The sequence below is a fragment of the Nonomuraea sp. B12E4 genome (assembly GCF_039871825.1).
GTDB lineage: Bacteria > Actinomycetota > Actinomycetes > Streptosporangiales > Streptosporangiaceae > Nonomuraea.
Genome location: NZ_JBDPME010000020.1, coordinates 120,528 through 146,094 on the forward strand (window position 1 = coordinate 120,528; position 25,567 = coordinate 146,094).

The 25,567-nt window shown below is 71.2% G+C and carries 23 protein-coding genes and 2 tRNA genes; 12 read left to right on the forward strand and 13 right to left on the reverse strand.

The annotated features are described in order from the left end of the window. Positions 1-66: 66 nt before the first annotated feature. Complete coding sequence (locus tag ABGB18_RS34470) at positions 67-1,128, reverse strand: lysylphosphatidylglycerol synthase domain-containing protein (RefSeq protein WP_347699844.1); 1,062 nt, start codon at positions 1,126-1,128, stop codon at positions 67-69. A gap of 48 nt (positions 1,129-1,176) precedes the next feature. Next, positions 1,177-1,995, reverse strand: a complete 819-nt coding sequence (locus ABGB18_RS34475) for a PIG-L family deacetylase (RefSeq protein WP_347699845.1) — start codon at positions 1,993-1,995, stop codon at positions 1,177-1,179. Positions 1,996-2,033: 38 nt separating this feature from the next. On the opposite strand from ABGB18_RS34475, the gene ABGB18_RS34480 reads away from it, so the two are divergent. Beyond that, entirely contained in the window at positions 2,034-3,131 is a 1,098-nt protein-coding gene (locus ABGB18_RS34480; RefSeq protein ID WP_347699846.1) for a glycosyltransferase, read from the forward strand. A 139-nt stretch (positions 3,132-3,270) separates the two neighbouring features. Here the strand turns inward: ABGB18_RS34480 and ABGB18_RS34485 are convergent, their stop codons facing one another. Then, entirely contained in the window at positions 3,271-3,630 is a 360-nt protein-coding gene (locus tag ABGB18_RS34485) for a hypothetical protein (RefSeq protein ID WP_347699847.1), read from the reverse strand. A 252-nt stretch (positions 3,631-3,882) separates the two neighbouring features. On the opposite strand from ABGB18_RS34485, the gene ABGB18_RS34490 reads away from it, so the two are divergent. Then, complete coding sequence (locus ABGB18_RS34490) at positions 3,883-4,995, forward strand: aromatic ring-hydroxylating dioxygenase subunit alpha (protein WP_347699848.1); 1,113 nt, start codon at positions 3,883-3,885, stop codon at positions 4,993-4,995. On the opposite strand, the gene ABGB18_RS34495 is transcribed toward ABGB18_RS34490, so the two are convergent. Further along, positions 4,965-5,516, reverse strand: coding sequence for a DUF1707 domain-containing protein (locus tag ABGB18_RS34495; RefSeq protein ID WP_347699849.1), 552 nt, complete (start codon positions 5,514-5,516; stop codon positions 4,965-4,967). The genes ABGB18_RS34490 and ABGB18_RS34495 overlap by 31 nt on opposite strands. Before the next feature lie 180 nt (positions 5,517-5,696). On the opposite strand from ABGB18_RS34495, the gene ABGB18_RS34500 reads away from it, so the two are divergent. After that, a complete protein-coding gene (locus ABGB18_RS34500; protein WP_347699850.1) occupies positions 5,697-6,617 on the forward strand; it encodes an anti-sigma factor RsbA family regulatory protein in 921 nt (306 codons plus the stop codon). 14 nt (positions 6,618-6,631) lie between these two features. On the opposite strand, the gene ABGB18_RS34505 is transcribed toward ABGB18_RS34500, so the two are convergent. Then, positions 6,632-7,606 (reverse strand): aldo/keto reductase, encoded by a 975-nt coding sequence (locus ABGB18_RS34505; protein ID WP_347699851.1) that lies wholly within the window; start codon positions 7,604-7,606, stop codon positions 6,632-6,634. Between the two features lie 259 nt (positions 7,607-7,865). Between ABGB18_RS34505 and ABGB18_RS34510 the strand changes: the two genes are divergently transcribed. From ABGB18_RS34510 to ABGB18_RS34535, 6 genes are all read left to right on the forward strand, one after another. Further along, complete coding sequence (locus ABGB18_RS34510; RefSeq protein WP_347699852.1) at positions 7,866-8,489, forward strand: DUF998 domain-containing protein; 624 nt, start codon at positions 7,866-7,868, stop codon at positions 8,487-8,489. A 118-nt stretch (positions 8,490-8,607) separates the two neighbouring features. Further along, on the forward strand, positions 8,608-9,066 hold the full coding sequence (locus tag ABGB18_RS34515; RefSeq protein ID WP_347699853.1) for a universal stress protein: 459 nt from the start codon (positions 8,608-8,610) through the stop codon (positions 9,064-9,066). Positions 9,067-9,209: 143 nt separating this feature from the next. After that, the gene (locus tag ABGB18_RS34520) at positions 9,210-10,643 is read left to right on the forward strand and encodes a methionine--tRNA ligase (protein WP_347699854.1); all 1,434 of its coding nucleotides are present in this window, start codon (positions 9,210-9,212) and stop codon (positions 10,641-10,643) included. A gap of 38 nt (positions 10,644-10,681) precedes the next feature. Then, positions 10,682-11,659, forward strand: coding sequence for a phosphotriesterase-related protein (locus ABGB18_RS34525; RefSeq protein ID WP_347699855.1), 978 nt, complete (start codon positions 10,682-10,684; stop codon positions 11,657-11,659). A gap of 44 nt (positions 11,660-11,703) precedes the next feature. Then, entirely contained in the window at positions 11,704-12,090 is a 387-nt protein-coding gene (locus tag ABGB18_RS34530; protein WP_347699856.1) for an STAS domain-containing protein, read from the forward strand. 326 nt (positions 12,091-12,416) lie between these two features. Next, positions 12,417-12,854 carry a hypothetical protein gene (locus ABGB18_RS34535; RefSeq protein ID WP_347699857.1) on the forward strand — a complete coding sequence of 146 codons (438 nt, stop codon included), beginning with the start codon at positions 12,417-12,419 and terminating at the stop codon, positions 12,852-12,854. Between the two features lie 208 nt (positions 12,855-13,062). Here the strand turns inward: ABGB18_RS34535 and ilvD are convergent, their stop codons facing one another. Together ilvD and ABGB18_RS34545 are read right to left on the reverse strand one after the other, a co-directional pair. Further along, a complete protein-coding gene (gene ilvD, locus ABGB18_RS34540) occupies positions 13,063-14,712 on the reverse strand; it encodes a dihydroxy-acid dehydratase (RefSeq protein WP_347699858.1) in 1,650 nt (549 codons plus the stop codon). Positions 14,713-14,757: 45 nt separating this feature from the next. Further along, positions 14,758-15,978 carry a saccharopine dehydrogenase C-terminal domain-containing protein gene (locus ABGB18_RS34545; protein ID WP_347699859.1) on the reverse strand — a complete coding sequence of 407 codons (1,221 nt, stop codon included), beginning with the start codon at positions 15,976-15,978 and terminating at the stop codon, positions 14,758-14,760. A gap of 97 nt (positions 15,979-16,075) precedes the next feature. Between ABGB18_RS34545 and ABGB18_RS34550 the strand changes: the two genes are divergently transcribed. Then, complete coding sequence (locus tag ABGB18_RS34550; RefSeq protein WP_347699860.1) at positions 16,076-16,777, forward strand: TetR/AcrR family transcriptional regulator; 702 nt, start codon at positions 16,076-16,078, stop codon at positions 16,775-16,777. Positions 16,778-16,977: 200 nt separating this feature from the next. Here ABGB18_RS34550 and ABGB18_RS34555 read toward each other — a convergent pair whose 3' ends face one another. The 6 genes from ABGB18_RS34555 to ABGB18_RS34580 all read right to left on the reverse strand — a co-directional run bounded on the left by ABGB18_RS34555 (position 16,978) and on the right by ABGB18_RS34580 (position 22,678). Beyond that, the gene (locus tag ABGB18_RS34555) at positions 16,978-17,991 is read right to left on the reverse strand and encodes a hypothetical protein (protein WP_347699861.1); all 1,014 of its coding nucleotides are present in this window, start codon (positions 17,989-17,991) and stop codon (positions 16,978-16,980) included. 286 nt (positions 17,992-18,277) lie between these two features. Further along, entirely contained in the window at positions 18,278-20,776 is a 2,499-nt protein-coding gene (locus ABGB18_RS34560) for a Tex family protein (RefSeq protein WP_347699862.1), read from the reverse strand. 27 nt (positions 20,777-20,803) lie between these two features. Further along, on the reverse strand, positions 20,804-21,967 hold the full coding sequence (locus tag ABGB18_RS34565; RefSeq protein WP_347699863.1) for an amidohydrolase: 1,164 nt from the start codon (positions 21,965-21,967) through the stop codon (positions 20,804-20,806). Positions 21,968-22,069: 102 nt separating this feature from the next. Next, a complete protein-coding gene (locus ABGB18_RS34570; RefSeq protein ID WP_347699864.1) occupies positions 22,070-22,504 on the reverse strand; it encodes an RpiB/LacA/LacB family sugar-phosphate isomerase in 435 nt (144 codons plus the stop codon). A 24-nt stretch (positions 22,505-22,528) separates the two neighbouring features. After that, a tRNA-Arg gene (locus tag ABGB18_RS34575) sits at positions 22,529-22,601 on the reverse strand. A 3-nt stretch (positions 22,602-22,604) separates the two neighbouring features. After that, positions 22,605-22,678 (reverse strand) — tRNA-Met (locus ABGB18_RS34580). Between the two features lie 225 nt (positions 22,679-22,903). Between ABGB18_RS34580 and ABGB18_RS34585 the strand changes: the two genes are divergently transcribed. Beyond that, positions 22,904-23,974 carry a DUF917 domain-containing protein gene (locus tag ABGB18_RS34585; protein WP_347699865.1) on the forward strand — a complete coding sequence of 357 codons (1,071 nt, stop codon included), beginning with the start codon at positions 22,904-22,906 and terminating at the stop codon, positions 23,972-23,974. Next, positions 23,967-25,550 (forward strand): hydantoinase/oxoprolinase family protein, encoded by a 1,584-nt coding sequence (locus tag ABGB18_RS34590; protein WP_347699866.1) that lies wholly within the window; start codon positions 23,967-23,969, stop codon positions 25,548-25,550. Before ABGB18_RS34585 ends, ABGB18_RS34590 begins: the two co-directional genes overlap by 8 nt. Positions 25,551-25,567 lie beyond the last annotated feature (17 nt).

Below are 25,567 nucleotides of genomic sequence, written 5' to 3' on the forward strand. Positions count from 1 at the left end.
GCTATGCGTGCCTTGGAATCACGCACAAGGCCCGTGGTTGATTAGCATCTGTTGGGTTTGGGATTGTCACCGGGTGGCCTTCGGGATCGCGGACGGGGGCTCCGCGCCGGCGTTCCGGCCGTTGCGCCTGCGCAGGAGTGCCCACGCGCCCAGAGCCAGGCCACCGAACGGGATCTCGATAGTGTAAGTCCAGAAGCCGAAAAGCAGTGCGGCGGCCGTCGCCGGAGCGACCTCGACCCCGAAGCCCTGGGTGAGGAGCAGGACCACGCCGCCCTCCATGATCCCGGCGCCGCTGGGCGTGATCAGGACGCTGGTGAGCACGCGGGACAGGGCGAAGACGGCGATCGACTCGGCCGGTCCCGGCCAGGCGCCGGTGGCCTCCAGGCAGACCGCCATGATCGCCCACTGGGAGCCGAGGAAGAACACCATGCCGAGGGAGAGCCCCGGCCACCGGCTCCTGACGACCCCGGCGGTGTCGGCGCGCAGCTTCTGGAACGCCTCGGAGGCGTTGATCTTCAGGCGCAGCAGCCGGGCGAGCACGTCGAGCACGCGGCCGAGCACGGTGGCGGCGCGGTCCCAGTAGAGGGCGACGGCCACGACCACGCAGAGCACCAGGATGGAGATCGCGCCGGTCCAGCCCGCCTGGGCGATCTGCGGGGTGGCCGCCTTGCCCGCGATCAGCAGCGCGATGATCCCGACGGCCGGCAGGACGAACCTGAACAGCGTGTTCCAGATGCCGCTGACCAGCGTCATGACCACGAACGACCGGCTGGTGAAGCCCCAGCCCCTGGTCATCGCGAAGGACAGCGCGACCCCCACGGCCCCGCCGAAGGGCAGCAGGTTGCTCACCGCGCTGCCCGCCGCGTTGAGCGTGAGGCCCTGCAGGTTGTTGAGGCCGGGCAGGGAGTTGGTCAGCACGAACGTGTAGGCCAGCAGGCTCAGCAGCCACAGCGCGGTCATCAGCGCGATCTCGCCGCCCCCGAGCGTGCCGAACACCGCGAGGATCTGCTGCCAGGACACGGGCTTGCCGGTGAGCGTGCGCAGGATCTGCGGCAGGTAGAGCACGAGCAGCACGGCCAGCCCGAGCGACAGCACGGAGAGGGTGATCTGGAGCCACTTGTTCTTCATCGGGTCCAGTCTGCCGGTTGGCGGCGGGGGCCTCGTCAATCTCAGGTATCAGTCGGGCCACCGGTCGAAGGGATGAGTGAGGCGGGTGCCCGGGGGGAGGTCGCGGCGTACGTACCATTCGGTGCCGAAGACCAGCCGGTAGAGAGGGCGGGGGACCTTGAGCATGACGGCGAGCGTGCGGTCGCTGTCGCCGCCGCTGGCCTGGGAGGCGTGCGCGGCCATGGAGGCCCGCTTCTGGCTGGTGTATCTCCGGACGTTGACCCGGTGGGTGATCGTCTCGCTGGAGGAGTAGGCGCTCTCGAAGGTCCGTACGTCGAACTCCGGCGGGAACCTGTAGAACCTGCCCGCGATCCGCAGCAGCCTGACCAGCGGGTCGCGGTTGACCGTCGCCTCCAGGACGATCTTCGTGCCCGCGATCTTCGCCGCCCGCTTGCCCACCCGGTGCACCTGCACGTGGTCGGGATGGCCGTAGCCGCCCGCGGGATCGTAGATCGCCAGCAGGTCGGCCTGCTCCTCCTGGAGGATCGCGGCCAGCGCCTTGGCCGCCTCCTCGCTGTCGGCGTCGATGAAGGCGTTGTCGGGCCGCTCCTCGGCGATGCCGCCCTTGGGGCTCAGCCCCGAGTCGCCGTAGCCGAGGCACTCCACCCGGGCGCAGCCCAGCAGCGCGGCCGACGTGTAGAGCTCCTTGAGCCTGGTCTCGCCGAGCGCCTCGCCCGGCTCCATCTCGGCCAGCCCGCGCTCGCCCGCGGTGGCCACCACGAGCACCACGCGGTGTCCTTCGGCCGCGAGCATCGCCATGGTGCCCGCCGTCAGCAGGGCCTCGTCGTCGGGATGGGCATGGAAGAACACAGCGGTACGTGGAGGCACACGCCCAGATTAGTCTGGGAGGGGTGCGGATCTTTCACGTGAGTGACTGTTACCTGCCACGACTCGGGGGAATCGAGGTCCAGGTCGCCGACCTCGTACGGATGCAGCGGGAGGCCGGGCACGAGGTCTCGGTGGCCACGGCGACCCGGGGCGAGCCGCTGCCAGGTGTGCACAGGATCGTCGCCAGGATGCCCTTCGACCTGCCGGTGCACCCGTTCGGTGTGGGGTTGCTCACCCGCCGCATCACCGCGGTCCGGCCCGACGTGGTGCACGTGCATGCGGGGGCGGTCTCGCCGTTCGCCTGGATGGGGGTGCGGGCGGCGGTGCGGGCGCGGGTGCCGTGCGTGGTGACCGTGCACAGCATGTGGGATCCGCTCACCCGCGGGGCCTATCGGCTGCTGCGGCTGGTGTTCGGCTGGCAGGGGTGGGGGCTGGTGGCCACCACGGTCAGCAACGCCGCCGCGGTCCCGATCCGCGCGGTGGCGGGGCCGGCGGTGCCGGTGCGGGTGGTCTCCAACGGCCTTGACCTGTCCGGCTGGGCGCTGCCGGGGAGCCCGCACCGCAACGGCGAGGTGCACATCGTGGCCGTCGGCCGGTTGGCGCCGCGCAAGCAGCCCGTACGCCTGCTGAGGCTGCTGCGGGCGGCGAGGGCGCGGGTGCCCGCGCGGATCCCCATCCGGGCCACGATCGTCGGCGACGGTCCCGCCAGAGGGCAGATGGAGCGCTTCCTCGCCCGGCACCGGATGGCCGGCTGGGTCTCCCTGCCCGGCCGCTACACCCGGGAGCAGATCGCCAAGGTGCTGGAGTCGGCCGACGTGTTCGTGGCGCCCGCGCCGCGCGAGTCGTTCGGCATCGCGGCCCTTGAGGCGCGGGCGGCGGGGCTGCCGGTGGTGGCCAGGGAGCAGAGCGGGGTGGCCGACTTCGTCAAGAACGGCACCGAGGGACTGCTCGGACGCACGCTGGGCGACCTGTCGCGGGCGGTGGCGCGACTGTGCGTGGACGCGGGGCTGCGCGAGGCGATCGCGGCGCACAACCGGTCGACGCCGCCCGCCGCGGGCTCGTGGCCGACCGTGCTGGAGGGGTTCGAGGGGGCGTACGAGCAGGCGGTGAGCCGGTCGCGGCGCGGCACCGCGTAGCGCGCCGGGCCGGATATGACCCCGGACATGACACGGTCGCCGCACCACCTGCCCCCGCGGGCGGTGCGACGACCGGTCGGGGCGCGACCGCCGCTGCGACCTGCCCCCCACGGGCCGCTGTGCGACGGTCGCGCGTTGATCAGCCGCAGGCGGCGACGGCCTTGGCCTGGATCTCTGGGAGCTTCGACATCGCGTCCGTGGTGGCGGTCGGGTCGTCGAAATTGACGCTCTCGAAGACGGTCGCCATGTCGTTCACCGCGCTCGCGAGGTCCCCGTCATACTGGCCCGCGAGAGTCTTGAGTTTGCCGGCGGCGTCCTGGCTGGCCTTCTCGATGGCCGCGGGGTCGCTTCCCGCGCTGCTGAACTCAGTCGTGATCTTGGTGATCTCCTGACTGACGTTGGCGCAGTCAACAGCCTGGCCGACCGCTCCACAAGACGTGGTGAGAACGGCGAGAGTCAGCGTCGCGGCCGCGACGGCGAGGCGACGAGGGGGTGTCATTCCGTGCCCTTCGTAGGTTCTTACAACGAAGGGAACATTATGGATGAGCGCTTGATCGTCACTTGCACCCCACTAACACCGCCCGCGTCAAGTGGGCGTAAAGCCACCGGATCGACCTGGGGAATCCCCTCCTGCAAGGGAGAGAAAATCCGGGGGCTCCCAGTGGGTGACATCCCTTGACACCTCGGGAGACCCGCCCGACTATTCGCATATAGAGCAACTCGGTGCGTAATACGCAACAAGGGGTGCGGGTTGACGACCACTTCGAGCTTGATCTCCACGCTGCCCGGCCGCTCGTACACCGACCCTGAGGTGTTCGCCGACGAGCAGGCCACGATCTTCGAAAGCCTCTGGTTCTGCGCGGTCCGGGCCGCCGACCTGCCCACGCCGGGCGCGTTCAGGACGGTCCAGGTCGGCAGGGAGAGCGTGATCGTCCTACGCGGCCGCGACGAGCGGCTGCGTGCCTTCCTCAACGTGTGCCGGCACCGCGGCGCCCGGCTGTGCCTGGAGGAGAGCGGCGCGGTGAAGCGCACGATCAGGTGTGCCTATCACGCCTGGTCCTACGATCTCGACGGCCGCCTCGCCGCCGCGCCCAACCTGGCCAAGATGCCCGACATCGATCGGGTGGAGTACGGCCTGGTCCCCGTGCACCTGCGCGAATGGCTCGGCTACGCCTGGGTGTGCCTGGCCGAGCGGCCGCCCTCGTTCGAGGAGACGGTGACGTACGCGGCCACCGAGCGGCTCGGCGACCCCGCCGCCATCGAGCGCTACCACGTGGACGGGCTCGCGCTCGGCCGCAGGATCGTCTACGACGTCCGGGCCAACTGGAAGCTCCTGGTCGAGAACTTCATGGAGTGCTACCACTGCGCCACCATCCACCCCGAGCTGACCGCCGTGCTCCCGGAGTTCGCCGGCGGCTACGCGGCCCAGTACTACGTGGGCCACGGAGCCGAGTTCGCCGAGCGGGCCGAGGGGTTCACCGTGGACGGCAGGGCGGGGTTCGGCAAACTGCCCAGCGTGGCTCCGGAGCAGGACCGCCGCTACTACGCGATCACCGTCAAGCCGCAGGTCTTCGTCAACCTGGTGCCCGACCACGTGATCATGCACCGGATGTTCCCGCTGGCCGTCGATCGGACGGTGGTCGAGTGCGACTGGCTCTACCACCCCGACGTGGTCGCCTCCGGGGCGGACCTGTCGTCGTCGGTGGAGCTGTTCCACCGGGTCAACGAGCAGGACTTCGCGGCATGCGAGCGGACCCAGCCGGGGATGTCGTCACGGGCCTACCGGGACGGCGGCGTGCTGGTGCCCAGCGAGCACCACATCTCGATCTTCCATCACTGGGTGAACCAGCGCTTGCGCGGGTAGCGCACGGTGACGCCGCCGTATTTCGACCGGCCGCTGATCACCACCTGCACGGAGCCGGGGCTGGACCTGTGCGACACGCCCGAGTTCGCGCGCCCCCAGTCGCTCTGGAACCCGTCCACGTTCGCCGCCGCGCCCTCCGGCAGGGTGATCCGGGCGGAGCCGTAGGTGAGGTTGAGCTCGATCTCGACGACCGGGTGGTCGATGACGGCTTCGGAAAGGTCGAGGTCGACGCTGCCGTGCTTGGAGGTCACCCGCAGCCGGCGCGGGACCAACCAGTCGCCGGAACGCTTGAGGTGGCCGTTCTTCGCCTCCAGCTCGATCACGTCCCTGGCCGGAGGCCGATCGTCGGGTAGATCGCTGACCAGGCCGGCCAGGTCGCCGTAGATCTTCGCGCCCAGGGCCAGTTCGAGGCGGTCTTCGAGCTCCATCTGGGTGAGACGACCCTCGGCGAACGCGTGCTGCAGGCGCTGTGCGGTGCGCTCCCGGTCCTCGTCGGAGACCCGCATCTGCAATTCCGACATATCTTGAGCATAGGTTCGTGGCGCTCAGAACGGGAGATGCCGGCCTGATGGGGTGCGCAGATCGAGAGGAACCGGCCGGCGCTCCGGCCGGGGACGGCGGATGACCTGGATTCTTCTCACAACATCTACGTACCCAACGGCTCGCCATGAAGTCACCTTCGTTGGGTAGCGTGAGAGCTGATGTTCGCGGAGCCCTTCCTGCACCCGGCGCTCTTCTATCGTGGGGAGCGAGAATACGCGGCTGCCACCACGGCGTTCGTGCGGGCCGGTCTGGCCGCCGGGGAGCCCGTCGCGGTCGCCGTACCGGCCGGAAACCTCGCCGTGATCGAGGCCGAGCTGGGTTCCGACGCCAGGGCCGTGCACCTGCTCGACATGAGCAAGGTCGGGCGCAATCCGGGGCGGATCATCCCCGCCGTGCTGGGCGACTTCGCCGACCGGCATCCCGGCCGGCCCGTGCGGATCATCGGTGAGCCGATCTGGCCGGGCCGCACCGCGACGGAATATCCCGCGTGCGCGCAGCACGAGGCGCTGATCAACCTGTCGTTCGCGGGGCGGTGGATCACGATCCTGTGCCCGTACGACGCCGCCCGCCTGGACCCCTTGATCCTCCGCGAGGCCGCGCTCACCCATCCCGTGCTGCGCGACGCCACGGGAGAGTGGCCCAGCGCCGACTACGCGCCGGACCTCGTGGTGGACGGGCACAACCGGCCGCTGGAGGAGCCGGTGGGGTTCGTCTCCCTGCGGTTCGACCGCACCAACCTGTCCGCCACGCGGGCGCTGGCCGCGCGCCGGGCGGTCGAGCTGGGGTTCGGCAGAGACCGGCTCGACGACATCCGGCTGACGGTGGCCGAGCTCGGCGCCAACAGCCTCGACCACGGCGGCGGCGCGGGGCTGATCAGGGTGTGGACCGCGGAAGGGCGGCTGGTGTGCGAGGTCAGCGACGCGGGCCACATCACCGACCCGCTGGCCGGGCGCAAGCCCGTCGATCCGCGGGCGTCGGGCTCGCGCGGGCTGCTCATCGTCAACCTTCTCAGCGACCTCGTCCGCGTCCACACCCATGCCGGTGGCACAGCGGTCCGCGCCTACTTCGACCTCCCCTGACCAGCCCGGCCCTCTCAGCGGCCGATCTCCGACATGTTGGGGTAGCGGGTGCCGCGCACGGCGTCCGCGGGCACGGCCGCCGCGAGCGCGGCGAGCTGCTCGGCGGTCAGCGTGATGTCCGCGGCGGCCGCGTTCTCCTCCAGATACTTCAGCCGCTTCGTGCCCGGGATCGGCACCACGTCCTCGCCCTGGGCGAGCACCCACGCGAGCGAGATCTGCGCCGCGGTGACCCCGGCCGCGTCCGCGACCTTCTTCACCTCGGCCGCCAGCGCCGCGTTGTGCGCGGCGTTCTCGCCCGAGTTGCGCGGCATCCACTTGCGGAAGTCGGTGTCGGGCATCTCGTCGGCGGGCGGCAGCGTTCCGGTCAGGAAACCGCGGCTGATCGGCGAGTACGCCACCAGTCCCACCCCCAGCTCCCTGGCCGCCGGCAGGATCTCCGCCTCCAGGTCCCTGGTGAACAGCGAGTATTCGGTCTGCAAAGCGGCGATCGGGTGCACCGACGCGGCCTTGCGCAGTGTGTCCGCACCGACCTCCGACAGGCCGAGGTGGCCGACCTTGCCCTCCTTGACCAGCTCGGCCATGGCCCCCACCGACTCCTCGACCGGCACCTCCGGGTTGCGGCGGTGCATGTAGTAGAGGTCGATGCGGTCGACGCCGAGGCGGCGCAGCGAGGCGTCGCAGGCGGCCCTGATGTACTCGGGGCTGTTCTCGATGGAGCGGGTGGTGCCCTCGCGCTTGATGCCGAACTTGGTGGCCAGCACGACCTCGTCTCGCCGGTCCCTGATGGCGCGGCCGACGAGCTCCTCGTTGGCTCCGCTGCCGTACATGTCGGCTGTGTCGAGGAAATTCACGCCGAGATCGAGCGCGCGGTGGATGACGGCGATGGACTCCTTGTCGTCCCCCTGGCCGTAGAACTCCGACATGCCCATGCAACCGAGGCCCAGCGCGGAGACCTGGAGGTTGTCCTGTCCTAGAGTGCGCTTGTTCATGTCTGCCTCTCGCAGTTGTCCGCAGCCGCGGTGCGGCCCCCTGGATCGTCATGTTCGCCCTTAGAGCGCGCTCTAAGTCAAACCGGGTGCGGGTCCCTGTACCCACCCTGAGGGGGCGAGCCCTACCAAGGGTCACGTTCACACAGGTCACCAGGGCCCCTCAGGGGAGACACCGACCAAGGTATCAGGGGATCCTTCAGGGCCGGTTGGGGTCCATCTCCGATACTGCGCGTGGCCGCGTTCCAGGACTTTTGTAGGCATGAAGGGATTGCTTGTCAGTGGGTTCGCGGCCATGGGCACCGGGACCGGCGCCATGCTCACGTTGCACGCCGAGGCGGGGCTCGACCCGGTGCACAGTGTCATCAGCGAGTACGCCTTCCACGCCGGCGGCTGGCTGCTGCCCGCCTCGCTGACGTTGTTCGCCGTCGGCGGCACGCTGATCGCCGAGGCGCTGCGCCGGGCCGGGACGAGCCGCTGGGCCGTCGCGCTGGTGCTGGCGTGGGCGGCGAGCATGTTCCTGATCGGTGCCTTCCCCACCGACCGGCCCGGGGTGCCGCTGTCCATGTCGGGGGGCATCCACCGCTATGCCGCCTTCGCGGCCTTCCTCGCGATGCCCGTGGTCGGGCTGCTGCTCGCCAGGGCCCGCATCCGCTACGCCGGGGCGGTGCGCGTCCTCAGCGGGATCGCGCTCGGGGCGCTGCTGCTGGTGGTGATCCCGTACGTGGTGCGGATGTTCGGCGTGCCCCTGAGCAACGACGACATCCCGGCCGGGCTGACCCAGCGGGTCGTGGTGGTCGCGGAGCTGGGGGTGCTGGCGCTGGCCGGGCTGTCGATGCTGCGGCCCCGGGTCCGGCACGCCGCCGCCGAGCCCGCCCTGGCGTGACGCGCCGTCCTGTGGAGGCTTCCGGGCACTCCGGGAGCCCTTTTCCGTGATCCACGTGCGTGAAACGCGGTGATCGGGAAAGGGGGGATTGCCCAACGTGGCAAGCGGGAGGTCTGACATGACGATTCTGGTGGCGTACGACGGTTCTGATGATGCCAAGGCCGCCATCGCCCTCGCGGGTGAGCTCATGCGTGGGGAGCACGCGGTGGTGCTGACGGTGTGGGAGCGGGTGGCGCTGGCCGCGTCCCGGGCCTCGGCCGGGCTCATGCTGACGCTCGACCAGGCCGGCCTGGAGGACGAGGCGATCGGGGAGGCGATGAGGCAGCTCGCCGAGCAGGGCGCGGAGCTGGCCCGCCAGGCGGGACTGGAGGCGAGCGCGCGCTGTGACACGGACTCGGTGTCCGTCTGGTCGACGATCGTGGACGTGGCCGACGAGATCGACGCCAAGCTCATCGTGACCGGCACGCGAGGGCTCGGCGGGGTGCGCTCGCTGCTGCTGGGCGGCACCTCCGACCGGGTGCTGCACCACGCGAACCGGCCGGTGCTGGTGGTGCCCGCCCCGGAGAAAAGCGACTGACCGAGCCGGCCGGGCGGGCTATCATGGAGGCATGACGGCTCGCCTGGTGATGATGGCCCCCTAGGGGGTTTCACCGGCGACGTCTTGTTGAGGCCCTGCGAGCGGGGCCTCTCGTCGTGTCCGGGGCCCCTTGGAGGCATCCGATGTACGTCACGACGACCATTCCCTACGTCAACGCCCGGCCGCATCTCGGGCACGCGCTGGAGCTCGTCCAGGCCGACGTGCTGGCCCGGCACCACCGGCGGCGGGGTGAGCCCGTACGGTTCCAGACCGGGACCGACGACAACTCGCTGAAGAACGTGCTGGCCGCCGAGGAGCTGGGCGTGCCGGTGCGGGACCTGGTGGAGCGGAACGCGGCCGCGTTCGAGGGGCTGCGGCGGCCGCTGGACCTGTCCTTCGACTCGTTCATCCGGACCAGCGGCCATCCGGGGCACCGGGCCGGGGTCGAGCGGATCTGGGCGGCCACCCGGCACGACCTCTACCAGCGGCACTACGCGGGGCTCTACTGCGTGGGCTGCGAGCAGTTCTACCCGGCGGGCCCCTGCCCCGACGGGCACGAGGCGCCGCTGCAGCAGGTGTCGGAGGAGAACTGGTTCTTCCGGCTGTCCCGCTACCGGGACGCGCTGCTGGAGCTGATCGAGGGCGGCCGGCTCAGGATCGAGCCGGCCGGGCGGCGGAACGAGGTGCTGGCGTTCGTCCGGGCGGGGCTGGCCGACATCAGCGTCTCGCGGTCGGCCGTACGCGCCAGGGGGTGGGGGATCCCGGTGCCGGGCGACCCCGGCCAGGTGGTGTACGTGTGGTGGGACGCCCTGGCCAACTACGTGACCGGGCTGGAGGGCGGCGACTACGAGCGCTGGTGGGTTTCCGAGAAACGCAGGACCCACCTGGTGGGCAAGGGCGTGATCCGGTTCCACGCGGTCTACTGGCCGGCGATGCTGCTGTCGGCCGGGCTGCCGCTGCCCACCGAGATCTTCGTGCACGACTACCTCACGGTGGATGGGCGCAAGATCAGCAAGTCGGCGGGATCCGCCGCCGACCCGGTGTCGCTGGTGGACGCGTACGGGGTCGACGCCGTGCGGTGGTGGCTGCTGCGCGAGGTGCCGCGCGTCGGCGACCGCGACTTCACTGAGGGCGGGCTGGCCGCCCGCGCCGACGAGGACCTGGCCAACGGCCTGGGAAATCTGGTCAACCGGGTCGTCACCATGGTGCACCGGTTCCTGGACGGCCGGGTGCCCGAGGTTCCCGCGCGGGAGCCGGCCCAGGTGTCCGGCGCGGTGCACGAGGCGCTGGAGGACTTCGACTTCCGGCGGGCGGCGGCGGCCGTGTGGGCGCTCGTCGAGGCGGCCAACAGGTTCGTCGATCAGACCCAGCCGTGGCGGCAGGCCCCCGACGCGCGGGAGGTGTCGCTGGCCACGCTCGTGCGGGCCTGCCGGGAGATCGCCGTGCAGTTGGAGCCCTTCCTGCCGACGGCGGCGGCGCGGGTGGCGGCGGCGGTGCGCGGAGAGCGGTTGCCGCGGCCGGAGCCGCTGTTCCGGCGCCTCGTGGCGAAGGTTGACGGAGATCGACTGGGGGCCTAGGTTGGCGGCGCGACCAACCAGTCGGTATGGAGGTGCTCGTGCCCACCATCAACACCGTCCGCGGCCCCCTTGACGTGGACGAACTTGGTCAGACCCTCATGCATGAGCACATCTTCGTCGTGGCCACCGAGCACCTGGACAACTACGGCAAGGGTGCCTGGTGGGACGAGGAGTTCCGGGTGGCGGACGCCGTCACCAAGCTCAACGCGGTGGCCGCCAAGGGGGTGCGGACGCTCGTCGACCCGACCGTGTGGGGGCTGGGCCGCTACATCCCGCGCGTCCAGCGGATCGCCGAGCAGGTGCCCGGCCTCAACATCGTCGTCGCCACCGGCATCTACTCCTTCGAGGAGCTCCCGCACCAGTACGAGCACCGCGGCCCCGGCCTGGCCATCGACGGCCCCGACCCGATGGTCGACGACTTCGTCCGCGACCTCACCGACGGCATCGCCGACACCGGCGTCAAGGCCGCGTTCCTCAAGTGCGTGGTCGAGGCGAAGGGCCTGACCCCCGGCGTCGAGCGCATCTGCCGCGCCGTGGCCCAGGCGCACGTGCGCACCGGCGCGCCGATCACCGTGCACACCAACTCCTACACGCGGAGCGGCCTGCTCGTCCTGGACCTGTTCGGCAAGGAGGGGGCCGACCTGACGAAGGTGGTCGTCGGGCACGCGGGCGACAGCAACGACCTGGACTACCTCATGCGCCTGGCGGACACGGGCGCGATCCTCGGGATGGACCGATTCGGGCTGGACGTCTACAACTCGACGGCCCAGCGGGTGGCCACGGTCGCCGCGCTCTGCCAGCGGGGATACGCCGACCGCATGGTCCTCAGCCACGACACGGCGTGCTTCATGGACTATTTCGGTGGCGCCTGGGACGAGGCCCGTCCGACGCTCGCGCCGAACTGGCGCTACGATCACATTCACGACGACGTTTTGGCCGCACTGCTGGACTCGGGTGTGACCGACGACCAGATTGAGCAGATGCTGGTGTTCAACCCGAAACGCTACTTCTCGTAAAGTAGGTGCGATCGGGAGAACAACGCGCGGGTAGGTGGAGCTGGGTGACTTCGGAGCAGGCCTTGTCGATCAGCCTCGGACTCCAGGGACCCTGCGTCATCGCGCGGCTGACAGGGGATTTCGACTTCGGCTCCGCGGCCGAGGTCCGTGACCGCGTCACCAAGGCCCTCGACCTCACCCAGCCCCCGTTGCTCGTCATCGACATGCAGGCGGTCAGCGTCTGCGACTCCTCCGGCCTGTCCGTGCTGGTCTACCTGCACAAGGCGGTCACCGCCTCCGGCGGCAAGCTGCTGCTGTCCGGGCTGAACGGCCGGTGCAAGCACCTGTTCGCGATCACCGCGCTGGACAAGTTCTTCGACATCCGCAGCACGGCCGAGCTGGCCATCGCGGAACTCAACGAACCCGGGAGTTCGCCGCCGTTCACCGGGTAGTGCCCGTGCTCATCGAGCGTGATGGGGGCACGCCTGGCCGGGCAGGAGGTCCGGACGTGCACCGAGATCGCGGAGCGCCTGGGCCTGGCCAGGGAGCGCATTCGCCCGTTGGAGCGCCAGGCGCTGAAACGGCTCAGGAAGGGCGGCCCGTTACTGGCGTGGGCGTCCTCGGGATTGGGCGTATAAGGGCGATATAAGCTGATAACCGTTTCGTATCGGAAGTGCCCGGTGAAATGTCGGCGTGCCGCTTTTCTTGATAGGGGTTGATCAGGTACTGGTCGTTACCAACAGGGGGAAGCGGCCGTCTTCATCACTGGGGGCATCACATGTTCAAGAGTCTTGCCGGCGTGGCCTTAGTCGTTGCTGCCGCGACCGCTCTCCTGGCGGCACCCGCCAACGCGTCCACGGCGGGTACGTCCGCCGACGCGTCGGTCGCCGCCACCGCCGCCAGACCTCAGCTCATCCGTACCAAGGTCTACTTCGGTAGATGCAAGGACACCTGCCAGGTCAAGGTCCGCGTCACGAACATCTCCCGCAAGACCCTCTACCGCGTGAAGCTGAACGCGAACCTCACGATCAACGGCCGCAAGATGGGGGCCTGCTACGACAACGTGGGCACCATCAAGGCCCGTAAGGTCCGCTGGGCGTCCTGCACCGTGCGCACCGCCACGCTGAGCCGTTACTACAACGCCTGGCTGGACGGTGACCTCGCGTCCTACAACAAGTACGCCCGCACGTCCGTGTCGTACCTCTACTACCGCTGAGTGACCGCCAGGGGCCGGTCGACCCCCGGCCGGTCCCCTGGCCTCACGCGGTGACGAGGATGGCCACTCCGATCAGCACGACGACCGGGACGAGCCACATCACGGCCTCAAGAGCGAACTCCTTGTACATCGCGTAAGTCTCCTTCTGCGGGGACGGCATGAGTGACTGCAGCATAGCCGCCCCCGCCACCTGCTCGTTCCGCCCGGGTCAGGTCGTGACCGCGCCGTCCGAGGCGGAGCCGACCGTGGCGACGTACTTCGTCAGCACTCCGCGCTCGACCGCCCGCTCGGGCCGTCGCCAGGCCGCCCGGCGCCGCTCCAGCTCCTCCTCGGGCACCACCAGGTCCAGTGTCCCCGCCGCGCTGTCGACGACCACCGTGTCGCCGTCGCGCACCAGCGCGATCGGCCCTCCGTGGTACGCCTCCGGGGCCACGTGCCCGATCACCAGCCCGTGCGAGACCCCGCTGAAGCGCCCGTCGGTGACCAGCGCCACCGAGTCGCCGAGGCCCCGGCCGACGAGTGGCCCGGTGATCGAGAGCATCTCGCGCATGCCGGGACCGCCCGCCGGCCCCTCGTAGCGGACGACGATGACGTCACCGGCCACGATCTGCCCGGCGTCGATCGCGGCTGTGCACTCGGCCTCCGAGTCGAACACCCTGGCGGGCCCCTCGTGCCGGAAATCCTGCTTGCCGCCCAGCTTGAGCACGCACCCGTCGGGCGCGAGCGAGCCCCGCAGGATGGCCAGCGCGCCGCGCGACTTGAACGGCTCAGCCACGCTCGCCACGACCCGCTGCCCCGGCGCCTCGTGGGCCCCCGCCGCGACCTCGGCGAGCGTGCGGCCGTCCACCAGCGTGACGTCGTCGCGCAGCAGCCCGGCGGCCAGCAGCCGGCGCACCACCAGCGAGGTCCCGCCGGCCCGCCACAGGTCGAGGGCCGTGTGCTCGCCGCCGCTCGGTTTGAGCCCGGTGATGATCGGGACCTCGCGGCAGACCTCCCCGATCCGGTCGATCCGCAGCGGCAGCCCCGCCTCGCGAGCGATGGCCAGCAGGTGCAGCACGGCGTTCGTGGAGCCGCCCATCGCGGCGACCGACACGATCGCGTTGTGCAGCGCGTCCTCGGTGAGCACGCGCGACGGGCGGGCGTCGCGGGCCAGGGCGCCCATCGCGATCTCGCCCACCCGCCGCGCGGCGGCGTTCTTCTCCTCGGCCACCGCCGGGATGTCGCCGATCCCGAACGGGGCCAGGCCGAGGAAGTCGGCGACGCCGCCCATGGTGTTGGCGGTGTACTGAGCGGCGCAGGTGCCGGCGCCCGGGCAGGCGTGCCTGGCCAGGTCGTCCAGGTCGGCCTGGTCCAGGCGGCCGACGGCCCGCTCGCCGAGCGCCTCCCACATGTCCTGAATGGTGACGTCGCGCCCGCGCCAGCGGCCCGGCATCATGCTGCCGCTGTAGAGCACGACGGAGGGCACGTCCAGCCGGGCCAGCGCCATGATCGCCGCCGGTACGGTCTTGTCGCAGCCCACGATGGCCACCAGCGCGTCGAAGCCGTGCGCGCGGCCCATGAGCTCGATCGAGTCCGCGATGACCTCGCGGCTGATCAGCGAGGCGCGCATGCCGGGCGTGTGCATGGTGAGGTTGTCGGAGACCGCGATGGTGTTGAACTCCATCGGCGTCCCGCCCGCCGCGCGCACCCCCTCGGCCACATGGGCGGCCAGCTCGCGGTGGGTGAGGTTGCACGGCATGGTGCCGGTCCAGGTGGTGGCGATGCCGACCGTGGGGCGGCGCATGTCCTCGTCCGACATGCCCATGGCGTACAGGTGGGAGCGGGCCGGTGCGCGGTCGGGATCCTCGGCGATGCTCAAGAACACTCCTCCGGTGATGTGGTTCGTGGCCCTTCCATGATCCGCCTACTGCTCGCGCATTCCCCACGGGGACCCGTATTCCTCCAGCAGGTCCAGGAACGGCCTGGGTTCGAACGCCTCGGGGCCCAGCACGCCCGCGCCCTTCCACGCCCCGTCGGCCAGCAGTTCCAGGGCGACGACCGGGTTGACGGCGGTCTGCCAGACGACGGCCTGGGAGCCGTACTCGCGCATCGACCACTGGTTGTCCACCACGTGGTACAGGTACACCTCGCGGGGCCGCCCGTCCTTGCGGCCCTTCACCCAGGTGCCCGCGCAGGTCTTGCCGTGCATGCGGTCGCCGAGCCCGGCCGGGTCGGGTAGCACGGCGGCCACCAGGTCGCGCGGCGACACCTTGACCGTGCCGTGGTCCGTCTTCACCGGGACCGGCTCGGTCCTGTCCACGCCCAGCGCGTGCAGGGTCTTGAGCTTGTCGATGAAGTCGTCGCCGAGGCCGTACTTGAAGGTGACCCGCTGGGCCGGGATCCACCGGGGGACGAGCACGACCTCCTCGTGCTCGACGTTCACGCACTCCACGGGGCCGATGCCGGCCGGGAAGTCGAAGACCTCGGGCTCGCTGAACGGCTCCGTGGTGTACCAGCCGCGGTCCTTCTCGTAGATGACCGGCGGGTTGAGGCACTCCTCGATCGTGGTCCAGATGTTGAACGACGGGGCGAAGTCGTAGCCGTCGACCGTCAGGTTCGCGCCGTCCCTGATGCCGATCTCCTCGATCTCGTCGAAGAGCTCGTCGGCGGCGTACCGGGCGAAGACGTCGGCCAGGCCGGGCTCCACGCCCATGCCGACCAGCGCCAGCCTGCCCCGCGCGGTCCACTCGGCCTCGCGGGCGAACTGGTCGTCGCCCAGCTTGACCCCCACCTCCTCGTACGGGCGGTCGGGGTGCGGCCTGGACATCGACATCGCCATGTCGAGGTAGTCCGCCCCGCCCGCCAGCGCCGCGTCGAACAGCGGCAGCACGAAACGCGGGTCGGTGGCGTTGAGCAGGACGTCGCACCCGTACTGGGTCAGCAGGGCCGTGACGGCGGACGGGTCGGCGGCGTCGATCTTGACGGGGGTGAACCTGCCCGCCCGCTCGCCCAGCGCGGCGACGGCGGCCTTGGCGCGGGGGAGGTCGTAGTCGGCGACCACCATGTGGTCGAAGAAGTCGCGGCGCGCCGCGATCCGGGTGATGGCGGTTCCCACTCCGCCGGCTCCTACAAGAAGGATGCGCATGACTATTTATCCCCTTTTATACGCTTTTTGTGGGGTATGTCGTTCATCCAACGCCAGTAGGGTCTTCAACGTCAATGGTGTTGGCATAAGGGGAGATATGGCGACCAAACGGGTGGTGCCGGAGACCGCACGCAGGCGGCGGCGCCCCACCAAGCAGGGACAGGTGCTGACACACCGGCTCATCGTGGAGACCGCGCTGCGCATGCTGCGCGAGCACGGCGCGGCCGGCCTGACCGCCCGCCGCCTCGGCCTCGCCCTGGGCGCCGACGCCAGCACCGTCTACCGGTACTTCCGCGGCATGGACGATCTGACCCTGGCCATCGCGGACGAGGTGTTCGCCAACGCGATGGCGGACTGGCGGCCCACCGGCGACTGGCGGGCCGACCTGCGCGACCTTGGCCTGCGCATCCACGACTCCTATCTGGCCCATCCACAGGCCGCCCTGCTGACGGCCAGCCGGGTCACGGGCCGGCCGAACGAGGTGGCCAGCGACGAGACGATCCTCGGCATCCTGCGTGGGGCCGGATTCGCGGACACCGACGCGGTGCGCATCTATCACGCGTTCATCGACCAGAGCCTGGCCTTCGCCATCCTGGACGCCGCCACGCTGGCGCTGCCGGCGCCCGCCCGGGAGGCTGATGAGGAGGTGTGGCGGGACACGTACGCGCGGCTGCCCGCGCGTACCCATCCCAACATCGCCGCGACGGCGCCGCTGCTGGTGGCCCGCATGAACAACAGCGCCTACCCGACGGCCCTCGACATGCTGCTGTCCAGCGCCGCCGCCCAGCTCACGGCGTAGCTCCCCCCGGCGCCCGCCGCCGGGCAGTCCGCACGCAGGCGGCCACGGCCGGTCGCCGGTCGGCCGCGGGGGCGAAGATGGGGTCCGCGTGACCACGGCCCGTGTGATCACGGCCCGCGTGACCACGGCCCGCGTGACCACGGCCCGCGTGACCACGGCCCGCGTGACCACGGCCCGGGCGACCGCGCCGGTCGGGCGGGTCAGGAGCGGTGGCGGTTCTGGGCGATGCGTTTGCCCAGGCCGGCCAGGGACTCGTCGGCCATGAGGGCGGCCAGCCGGGGCGCGTCCGCTTCCACCTGGTCGAGCACCGCCCGATGCCCGCCGGAGAACCGGCTCCAGGCCCGCACCACCTCCGGCATCGCCGCGATCCCCGCCTCGGAGAGGATGGCCTCCCTGGGCAACCACGAGGTCAGAAACCGGCTGACCCTCGCCGGACTCCACCACAGGGGACGATCCCCGACAAACTCCACCAGCTTCTCGAACGCCTCCCGCCCACCGGGCAAGTCAGGCAGATCCCGGAACCGGGCCACCGTGTCGTCGGGCGCCGGACGTACAAGATCGGGCACCGCGTGGGCCCGGGCGAGCGCGACGGGCCGCACGGCGGGCAGCGTGTCGGCGACGACCGCGCCCATGATCCGATCTCCCAGCTCGAACGCGTCCAGCACCCGCCCCGCGACCACCCCCGGATCCACCGCCGGTAGCTCCAGCCCGTCGAGGAACTTCACCTCCTCGACCACCGCGTCAACCGCCAGCCCGCCGCTCACCTGGTCGATGCCGACGACGAGCAGGTGAGGCTCCTTGCCGTTCTCATAGCGGAAGGACAGCGCCGCCAGGGTCTGCTCACCGTACGGGTCGCCCTTGCCGTACCAGCCCCCCTCGCACGTCACGTGCGTCATCCGCCGCACCCACCCGGGCAGCGGGCCCGCCACCTCGCTCCCAGCCAGCGTGTACGGCCGCGAGCCCCGGTCATCACCCTTCACCGACGACGCGCCGGATGCGCCCTCCACCGCCCGATGAACCGCCGCCAGGGCGGCGAGCGTGAGACGTGACTCGGCGCCACGATCCTGCGCCAACCTCCGCAGGAACGGCTCCACCTCTCCGGGCTCCAGCCCGGCGGCAAGCCGCCCGGCCCAGAGCTCGGTCCGCAGGGGAGAACACCACCTGAGCAGGTCGCGAGCCTGCGCGACCGCCGCGTCATACGTCGTCGTGCCCACCCTCAGACCGTATCGCCCCCACGTGGCAGGCGATCAGCGGAGTGGCGGACAGGCGTACGGGAACCGCTGAGCCCGATGACCGAGACCGCACGGAGGGGAACGCCAGGTACGCCGCCCTTCGACGGACAACGCCCCGCGACGAAGCAGCGCACTGCGTTGTCGTCCACGATCACACACGGCCACCGTTCGCCCCGCCTCGTTGCGAGGGCTGCTGGGGCGGCACCGACCTTCTCGGGTGGGTTGTGAGACTGCCACAAACCCACCCGAGCACCGCAAACGAAGAGCCCTAGCGCTGGTCGCCGCCCAGGCCGGCCTTGCGGAGGGCCTCGGCCATGGCGCCCGTCGGGGCCGGGCGGTCCTGGCGGCGCTGGCCGCCGCGTCCGTCCCCGCGACCGCGCTGGCCGCCGTCGCCGCGCTGGCCGTCCCCGCGGCCGCGCTGCCCGTCGCCTCGCCCGCCGTCGCCCCGGCCGCGCTGGTCGTCGCCCCGGCCGCCCTGACCCCGGCCCCGCTGACCACCGTCGCCCCGGCGGCCGTCACCGCGCGAGCCGTCACCGCGCGAGCCGTCACCGCGGCCGCCTTCGCCGCGGTTGCCGCCCTGGCGGCCGGACGTGCGGCGGGGGCCGTCGCCCGAGGGCTGGGCCGTGGTCTCATCCTCCAGGCGCAGCGTCAGGGAGATGCGCTTGCGGGGGATGTCGACGTCGAGGACCTTGACGCGGACGATGTCGCCGGGCTTGGCCACATCGCGCGGATCCTTTACGTAATTGCGGGACATGGCCGACACGTGGACCAGGCCGTCCTGGTGGACGCCGACGTCGACGAAGGCGCCGAAGGCCGCGACGTTGGTGACCACGCCCTCGAGGATCATCCCCGGCGTCAGGTCCGAGAGCTTCTCGACCCCCTCCTTGAAGGTGGCGGTCTTGAAGGCCGGACGCGGGTCACGGCCCGGCTTCTCCAGCTCGCGCAGGATGTCGGTGACCGTGGGCAGGCCGAACGTCTCGTCGGTGAAGTCGGCCGGGCTGAGCGAGCGCAGCGCGGCCGTGTTGCCGATCAGTGACTTGAGGTCCGTCTTGACCGAGCCGAGGATGCGGCGCACCACCGGATAGGACTCGGGGTGCACGCTGGACCCGTCGAGCGGGTCGTCGCCGCCCGGGATGCGCAGGAAGCCCGCGCACTGCTCGAACGCCTTGGGGCCGAGCCGCGGCACGCCCTTCAGCGCCGAGCGGGTGCGGAAGGGACCGTTGGCGTCGCGGTGGCGCACGATGCTCTCGGCCAGCGTGGAGCCGATGCCGGACACGCGCGTGAGCAGCGGCGCGGAGGCGGTGTTGACGTCCACCCCGACGGCGTTGACGCAGTCTTCGACCACGGCGTCGAGCGAGCGGGACAGCTTGGACTCGGCCAGGTCGTGCTGGTATTGGCCGACGCCGATCGACTTGGGGTCGATCTTGACCAGCTCGGCCAGCGGGTCCTGCAGCCGGCGCGCGATGGAGACCGCGCCGCGCAGCGACACGTCCAGCTCGGGCAGCTCCTGCGAGGCGTAGGGGGAGGCCGAGTAAACCGACGCCCCCGCCTCCGAGACCACGATCTTGGTCACCGACGACATGTGCTGGACCAGCTCCCCGGCCAGCTTGTCGGTCTCCCGGGACGCGGTGCCGTTGCCGATCGCGATCAGCTCCACCCCGTGCTTCTGCGCGAGCGCCCCCAGGACGGCCAGCGACTGGTCCCACTGCCGCCTGGGCTCGTGCGGGTAGATCGTCGACGTCTCCACGACCTTGCCGGTGGCGTCGACCACGGCCACCTTCACGCCGGTGCGCAGCCCGGGGTCGAGCCCCATCGTCGCCCGGGTGCCCGCCGGCGCGGCCAGCAACAGGTCACGCAGGTTGGTCGCGAACACCCGGACCGCCTCGTCCTCGGCCGCCTGCCACAGCCGCATCCGCAGGTCGATGCCGAGGTGCACGAGGATGCGGGTGCGCCAGGCCCAGCGCACGGTCTCGCTCAGCCACTTGTCGGCCGGGCGCCCCTGGTCGGAGATGCCGAACCGGGAGGCGATGCGCATCTCGTAGTCGGGGGTGTCGTCGGGCTCCAGCGTGACGGAGAGGATCTCCTCCTTCTCCCCCCGGAACAGGGCCAGGATCCGGTGCGAGGGCAACTTCGTGAACGGCTCACCGAACTCGAAGTAGTCGGCGAACTTGGCCCCCGCCTCCTCCTTGCCCTCCCGGACCTGCGACACCAGCCGCCCGCGGTCCCAGAGCTGCTCGCGCAGGCCGCCGATGAGGTCGGCGTCCTCGGCGAACCGCTCGATCAGGATCGCCCTGGCGCCCTCCAGCGCCGCCGCCGCGTCCGCCACGTCCTGCGTGACGAACCCCGCGGCCGTCTCCGCCGGGTCGAGCGAGGGGTCGGCGAGCAACTGGCCGGCCAGCGGCTCCAGGCCCTGCTCGCGGGCGATCTGCGCCTTCGTGCGCCGCTTGGGCTTGTAAGGCAGATAGATGTCCTCGAGCCTGGCCTTGGTCTCGGCAGCCATGATCTGCTCGCGCAGCTCGTCGTCGAGCTTGCCCTGAGACTCGATCGACTCCAGGATCGCCGCCCTGCGCTCGTCGAGCTCGCGCAGGTAGCGCAGCCGCTCCTCGAGCGTGCGCAACTGCGCGTCGTCGAGTGCGCCGGTGACCTCTTTGCGGTATCGGGCGATGAACGGCACGGTCGCGCCGCCGTCGAGCAGCTCGACGGCGGCCTGCACCTGCCCGTCGCGCACGCCGAGCTCTGCCGCGATCCGCTGGTGAATAGAGAGCACTTGCCTGCCTTTCGATGGTCCCGCCGGTCAATTGTGCAGGACGACGCCATCCTTCATGACCAGAGTGCGCGCAGGGTGAACGACCACGGCCTCCGCGGGGCCTCCGGACGGCACCACGACCAGGTCGGCCCGGTCACCCGGGGAGAGCCCGTATCCTTCCAGCCCGAGCGCGCGGGCGCCGCCGAACGTGGCGGCCTCCAGCGCCAGCTCGATGTCCTCATCCCTGCGGAAGGTGCTGCGGTAGGCGACGTGCATCGCCCGCTCCAGCATGTCGCCGCTGCCGTAGGGGCCCCACAGGTCGCGGATGCCGTCGTGCCCGCAGGCGACGGTCACCCCGGCGGCGCGCAGCTTCTTGATCGGCGGCACCGGGAAGCTGTAGACGGCGGCGGTCGCCACCGCCACGCCCGCCTCGGCGAACCCCCGCGCCAGCCGGTCCTGGTAGGGCTCGTCGAGCTGGCCCAGCGCGTAGGCGTGGCTGACCGTCACCCGGCCGCCCAGGCCGAGCGCCCTGGTGCGCTCGGTGATGAGCTCCAGCTCCCACCCGCCCAGCGAGCCGCCGTCGTGCAGGTGGATGTCGAGATGCGTGCCGTAGCGCCCGGCCAGGCCGAAGATCAGGTCGAGGTGGCGCACGGGGTCGCGGTCGATGCCCGCCGGGTCGAGGCCGCCGACCGCCTCGACACCGCTCTTCAGCGCCTCCTCCAGCAGCTCGGCCGTGCCCGGGTTGGTGAGCAGGCCGTGCTGCGGGAAGGCGACCTGGCGCACCTCGACGGGCGAGCCCGCGGCGGCCTCCCGCACGGCCTCCACGCCCCGCAACCCGACCTGCGGGTCGATGTCCGTGTGCGTGCGCGCGTGCGTGGTGCCCGCCGCGCTCATGCGCTCCAGCAGCGCGCCGATCCGCGCGACGCTCGGCACGCCCAGCTCCGCCCGGCGGCCCAGGTCGTCACCGATGCGGCCGGCGAGCGTGTCGTCGGCGGCGTGGGGCACCCACGGCCCGCCGAACAGGGTCTTGTCGAGGTGGCAGTGCGCCTCGACGAGGCCGGGCAGGACGATCTGCCCGTCGATGTCGATGACCTGGGCGCCGGGCACCTCCGCGTCCGGGGCCACGCGATGGATCAGGCCGTCGCGGACATGGATGTCGGCTGGACTGCCGAGGCCCCACGGGAGCCCGCCGCGGAGCAGCACGTCGGTCATGCCAAGCACCCTAAACGCCGGCGCCGACGTTTTCCGTTCCTTGGGTGTGACGGTTCTGAGTCCGGCGTACGAGCGCACGGGAAGAGGAGGTACGGCCGGGGGTCAGATGTCGTCGAGGTGGGAGATGTTCGCCACGTCCACGGCGTCAGAACTCGGCCGCCCGTCCAGCCACGCGTCCAGGATCTCCTCCAGCACCACGTCGGAGGTGAGCCGGAGGCTGAGCGCCAGCACGTTGGCGTCGTTCCACTTGCGGGCGCCGTCGGCCGTGTAGGCGTCGACGCACAACGCGGCCCGCACCCCGGTCACCTTGTTGGCCGCGATCGACGCGCCCGTGCCGGTCCAGCAGCAGACGACCGCCTGGTCGGCCCGCCCCTCGCCCACGTCTCTCGCGGCGAGCTCGCAGGCCCACGCCCAGTCGTCGCGCTCCACGTCGCTGAGCGCGCCGTGGGTCACCACCTCGTGCCCCCGCCTGCGCAGCTCGGACACGACCCGTTCGGCCACCCCGTCCTTGCTGTCGGCGGCCACCGAAATCCGCATGAGCCGATCCTAAGGTCCGCCCGGTGCCCCCGGCTGGAATCGAACCAGCGACCTCCTGTTCCGGAAACAGGCGCGCTCTCCGCTGCGCCACGGGGGCTCGTAGCGGGTGCGGGGATCGAACCCGCCTGTGCACGGCTTATGAGGCCGTCGGGCACACCAGCGCCCCCACCCGCTTCCGTACGGCCGCGGGGGAGTGAGGAAGGTCAGGCTCCCCGCAGCACACCGGTACGGCGCCGCAGGCGCATTCGCCGGTTGACCATGGGGTCGTCCTTCCAGGAGAAGATCGGGCACTGAGCTCGATCATGGCCGCCGGGAGGGGGACGGCGCAACAGGTTTTACCCTGCCGAGCCCCCGTTGGACTGGCCAAATATGGTGTCATGTGCTTGGTTGTGTCCCCATATGAGCATTTCTGTAAGCGATATTCCTGCCCTCGCCCGAGGATGCGCCGTGCTGGGCACCGGGGGCGGCGGAGACGTGCGTACCGGGTCGCTGGCCGCGATCAGGGCCATCCGCGAGTATGGCGAGGTGCCGCTGGTCACGCTGGCCGATCTCGACGACGACGCGCTGGTCGTGCCGCTGTCCGGGATCGGGGCGCCCACGGTCAGCCATGAGATGATCCACAGCGAGGACGAGCCGAAGCGCATCGCCGAGGAGGTGGAGCGGCTCTTCGGCCGGCCGCCGAGCGCGGTCATGTCCTCGGAGATCGGCGGCTCCAACGGCGTGGCCCCCGTCGCCTGGGCCGCCCAGCTCGGGTTGCCGCTGCTCGACGCCGACGGCATGGGCCGGGCGTTTCCCGAGGTCCAGATGGTGTCCATGTACGTGGTGGGATTGCCGGCCGACCTGGTGATCATGTCCGACGTGGCCGGCAACGTGGTGACCATCCGCCCGGTGGACGGCCTGTGGTCGGAGCGCCTGGCCAGGGCCGTGTGCGTGGCGGCCGGGTCGCACGCGCTGATGGCCGACTACGTGCTCACCGCCGCGCGGGCCAGGGGCGCCGTCATCGAGGGTACGGTCACCCGCGCCCTGGAGGTCGGCCGGGCCACCGAGGGCGCCGCGGACCCGCTCCAGGCCCTCCAGGACCGGCTGGGCGCCACAAGGTTGATCACTGGCAAGCTGACCGACGTCGAACGGCGCACCACGGGCGGTTTCGTCCGGGGCACGGCCACCATCGAGGGCACCGGCGCGGACCGGGGCCGCGGCCTCACCATGGAGCTCCAGAACGAGAACCTGGTAGCCATCGAGAACGGCCAGGTCAGGGCCATGGTCCCGGACCTCATCACGGTCGTGGACACCGAGACCGCCGTCGCCGTCCAGACCGAGGCCCTCAGGTACGGCCAGCGCGTCACGGTCCTCGCCTGGCCCTGCGATCCCCTCTGGCGCACCGCCAAGGGCCTGGAGACGGCCGGGCCCAGGGCGTTCGGGTACGAGCTTGACTACGCTCCGGTCGAGGAGCTGATGACGCGTGGCTGACCTGCCGGAGCTCAGGATCGGGATCGACGTCGGCGGCACGAACACCGACGCGGTGGTGCTCGACGCCGACGGCCGGGTGATCGTCAAGGCCAAGCGGCCGACCACCCCGGACGTGACCGGGGGCCTGCGGGCCGCCCTGGACGCCGTACTGGGCGAGTTGGGGGAGCGCACCACCGGGATCGGCCGCGTCATGCTGGGCACCACCCACGCGACCAACGCGATCCTGGAGCGGCGCGGCCTCGGCCGGGTGGCGGTGCTGCGGCTCGGCGCGCCCGCCACCACCTCCGTGCCCCCGCTCACCGACTGGCCCGACGACCTGCGCGAGGCCGTCTCGGCGGGCGAGGCGATCGTGCCCGGCGGCCACTATGTGGACGGCCGCGAGATCAGCCCGCCCGACCTGGACGCGGTCCGCCGCTTCCTGGAGGGCAGGCAAGCGGACGCCGTGGCCGTCACCAGCGTGTTCAGCCCGGCGAGCGGCGAGCACGAGCGCCTGGTGGCGGAGCTGGTACGGGCCGAGTACGGCCTGCCGGTCTCGGTGAGCCACGAGATCGGCTCCCTCGGGCTGCTGGAACGCGAGAACGCCACCGTGCTGAACGCCGCCTTGTACGGCGTCGCCGCCCACGTGACCGACGCCCTGGTGACCGCGCTGGCCGAGCGCGGGCTGGGCACCTCTGACCGGCCGGCGCAGCCGTACCTGGCGCAGAACGACGGCACGCTCATGACGGTGGAGCACGCCGCGCGGCTGCCGGTGTCGACGATCGGCTCGGGCCCGGCGAACTCGCTGCGCGGAGCCGCGTTCCTGTCCGGCGTGGCGGACGCGATCGTGGTGGACGTGGGCGGCACGTCCACCGACCTGGGCGTGCTGTCCGGGGGCTTCCCCAGGGAGTCGGCGGCGGCGGTCGAGATCGGCGGCGTGCTGACGAACTTCCGCATGCCGGACATCCTGGCCATCGCGCTCGGCGGCGGCACGATGGTGCGCCGGCACGGCATCGGGCCGGACTCGGCCGGCTACCGGATCGTCCGGGAGGCGCTGGTCTTCGGCGGCGGCACGGCGACGATGACAGACGCGGCCGTCGCGGCGGGCCGCAGCCCGCGCGAGGCGCCCGGCTGGCGCGACCGCCTGGACGCCGCGCTGGGTGACATGTCGGAAGGAATGGCAGACACCCTGGAAAGGGCGGTGGCGGTCGCGGACGAGATGGTGATCGACGCCGTGGACCGGATGTCGCTCGGCAAGACCGACAGACCCCTGGTCGCGGTGGGCGGCGGGGCGTTCCTGCTGCCGGACCGGATCCCCGGGGCGAGCCGGGTGATCCGCCCGGAACACGCCGAGGTGGCCAACGCCGTGGGGGCCGCGATCGCGCTCGCGAGCGGGAGAGTCGATACGATCTTGCCGGCGGGAGATAACCGGTCGGAAGCGATAGAAAGGGCAAAAGAGGAGGCTGTGGGGCGGGCCGTGGCAGCGGGGGCGGATCCTTCCGGCGTCGAGATCGTCGACCTCCTCGAGGTGCCGCTGAGTTACCTCTCCGAGCCCGCCGTACGGGTACACGTCAAAGCCGCCGGACCCCTCGCCCGGTGACCGACCGAAAGGATCCC

Bases quoted from the DNA above. Each gene is read 5' to 3' on its own strand.
- ABGB18_RS34470 (WP_347699844.1), bottom strand. From the start codon at position 1,128: ATGAAGAACAAGTGGCTCCAGATCACCCTCTCCGTGCTGTCGCTCGGG.
- ABGB18_RS34485 (WP_347699847.1), bottom strand. From the start codon at position 3,630: ATGACACCCCCTCGTCGCCTCGCCGTCGCGGCCGCGACGCTGACTCTC.
- ABGB18_RS34495 (WP_347699849.1), bottom strand. From the start codon at position 5,516: ATGTCGGAATTGCAGATGCGGGTCTCCGACGAGGACCGGGAGCGCACC.
- ABGB18_RS34500 (WP_347699850.1), top strand. From the start codon at position 5,697: ATGTTCGCGGAGCCCTTCCTGCACCCGGCGCTCTTCTATCGTGGGGAG.
- ABGB18_RS34505 (WP_347699851.1), bottom strand. From the start codon at position 7,606: ATGAACAAGCGCACTCTAGGACAGGACAACCTCCAGGTCTCCGCGCTG.
- ABGB18_RS34510 (WP_347699852.1), top strand. From the start codon at position 7,866: ATGAAGGGATTGCTTGTCAGTGGGTTCGCGGCCATGGGCACCGGGACC.
- ABGB18_RS34515 (WP_347699853.1), top strand. From the start codon at position 8,608: ATGACGATTCTGGTGGCGTACGACGGTTCTGATGATGCCAAGGCCGCC.
- ABGB18_RS34520 (WP_347699854.1), top strand. From the start codon at position 9,210: ATGTACGTCACGACGACCATTCCCTACGTCAACGCCCGGCCGCATCTC.
- ABGB18_RS34535 (WP_347699857.1), top strand. From the start codon at position 12,417: ATGTTCAAGAGTCTTGCCGGCGTGGCCTTAGTCGTTGCTGCCGCGACC.
- ABGB18_RS34545 (WP_347699859.1), bottom strand. From the start codon at position 15,978: ATGCGCATCCTTCTTGTAGGAGCCGGCGGAGTGGGAACCGCCATCACC.
- ABGB18_RS34550 (WP_347699860.1), top strand. From the start codon at position 16,076: ATGGCGACCAAACGGGTGGTGCCGGAGACCGCACGCAGGCGGCGGCGC.
- ABGB18_RS34565 (WP_347699863.1), bottom strand. From the start codon at position 21,967: ATGACCGACGTGCTGCTCCGCGGCGGGCTCCCGTGGGGCCTCGGCAGT.
- ABGB18_RS34570 (WP_347699864.1), bottom strand. From the start codon at position 22,504: ATGCGGATTTCGGTGGCCGCCGACAGCAAGGACGGGGTGGCCGAACGG.
- ABGB18_RS34585 (WP_347699865.1), top strand. From the start codon at position 22,904: ATGAGCATTTCTGTAAGCGATATTCCTGCCCTCGCCCGAGGATGCGCC.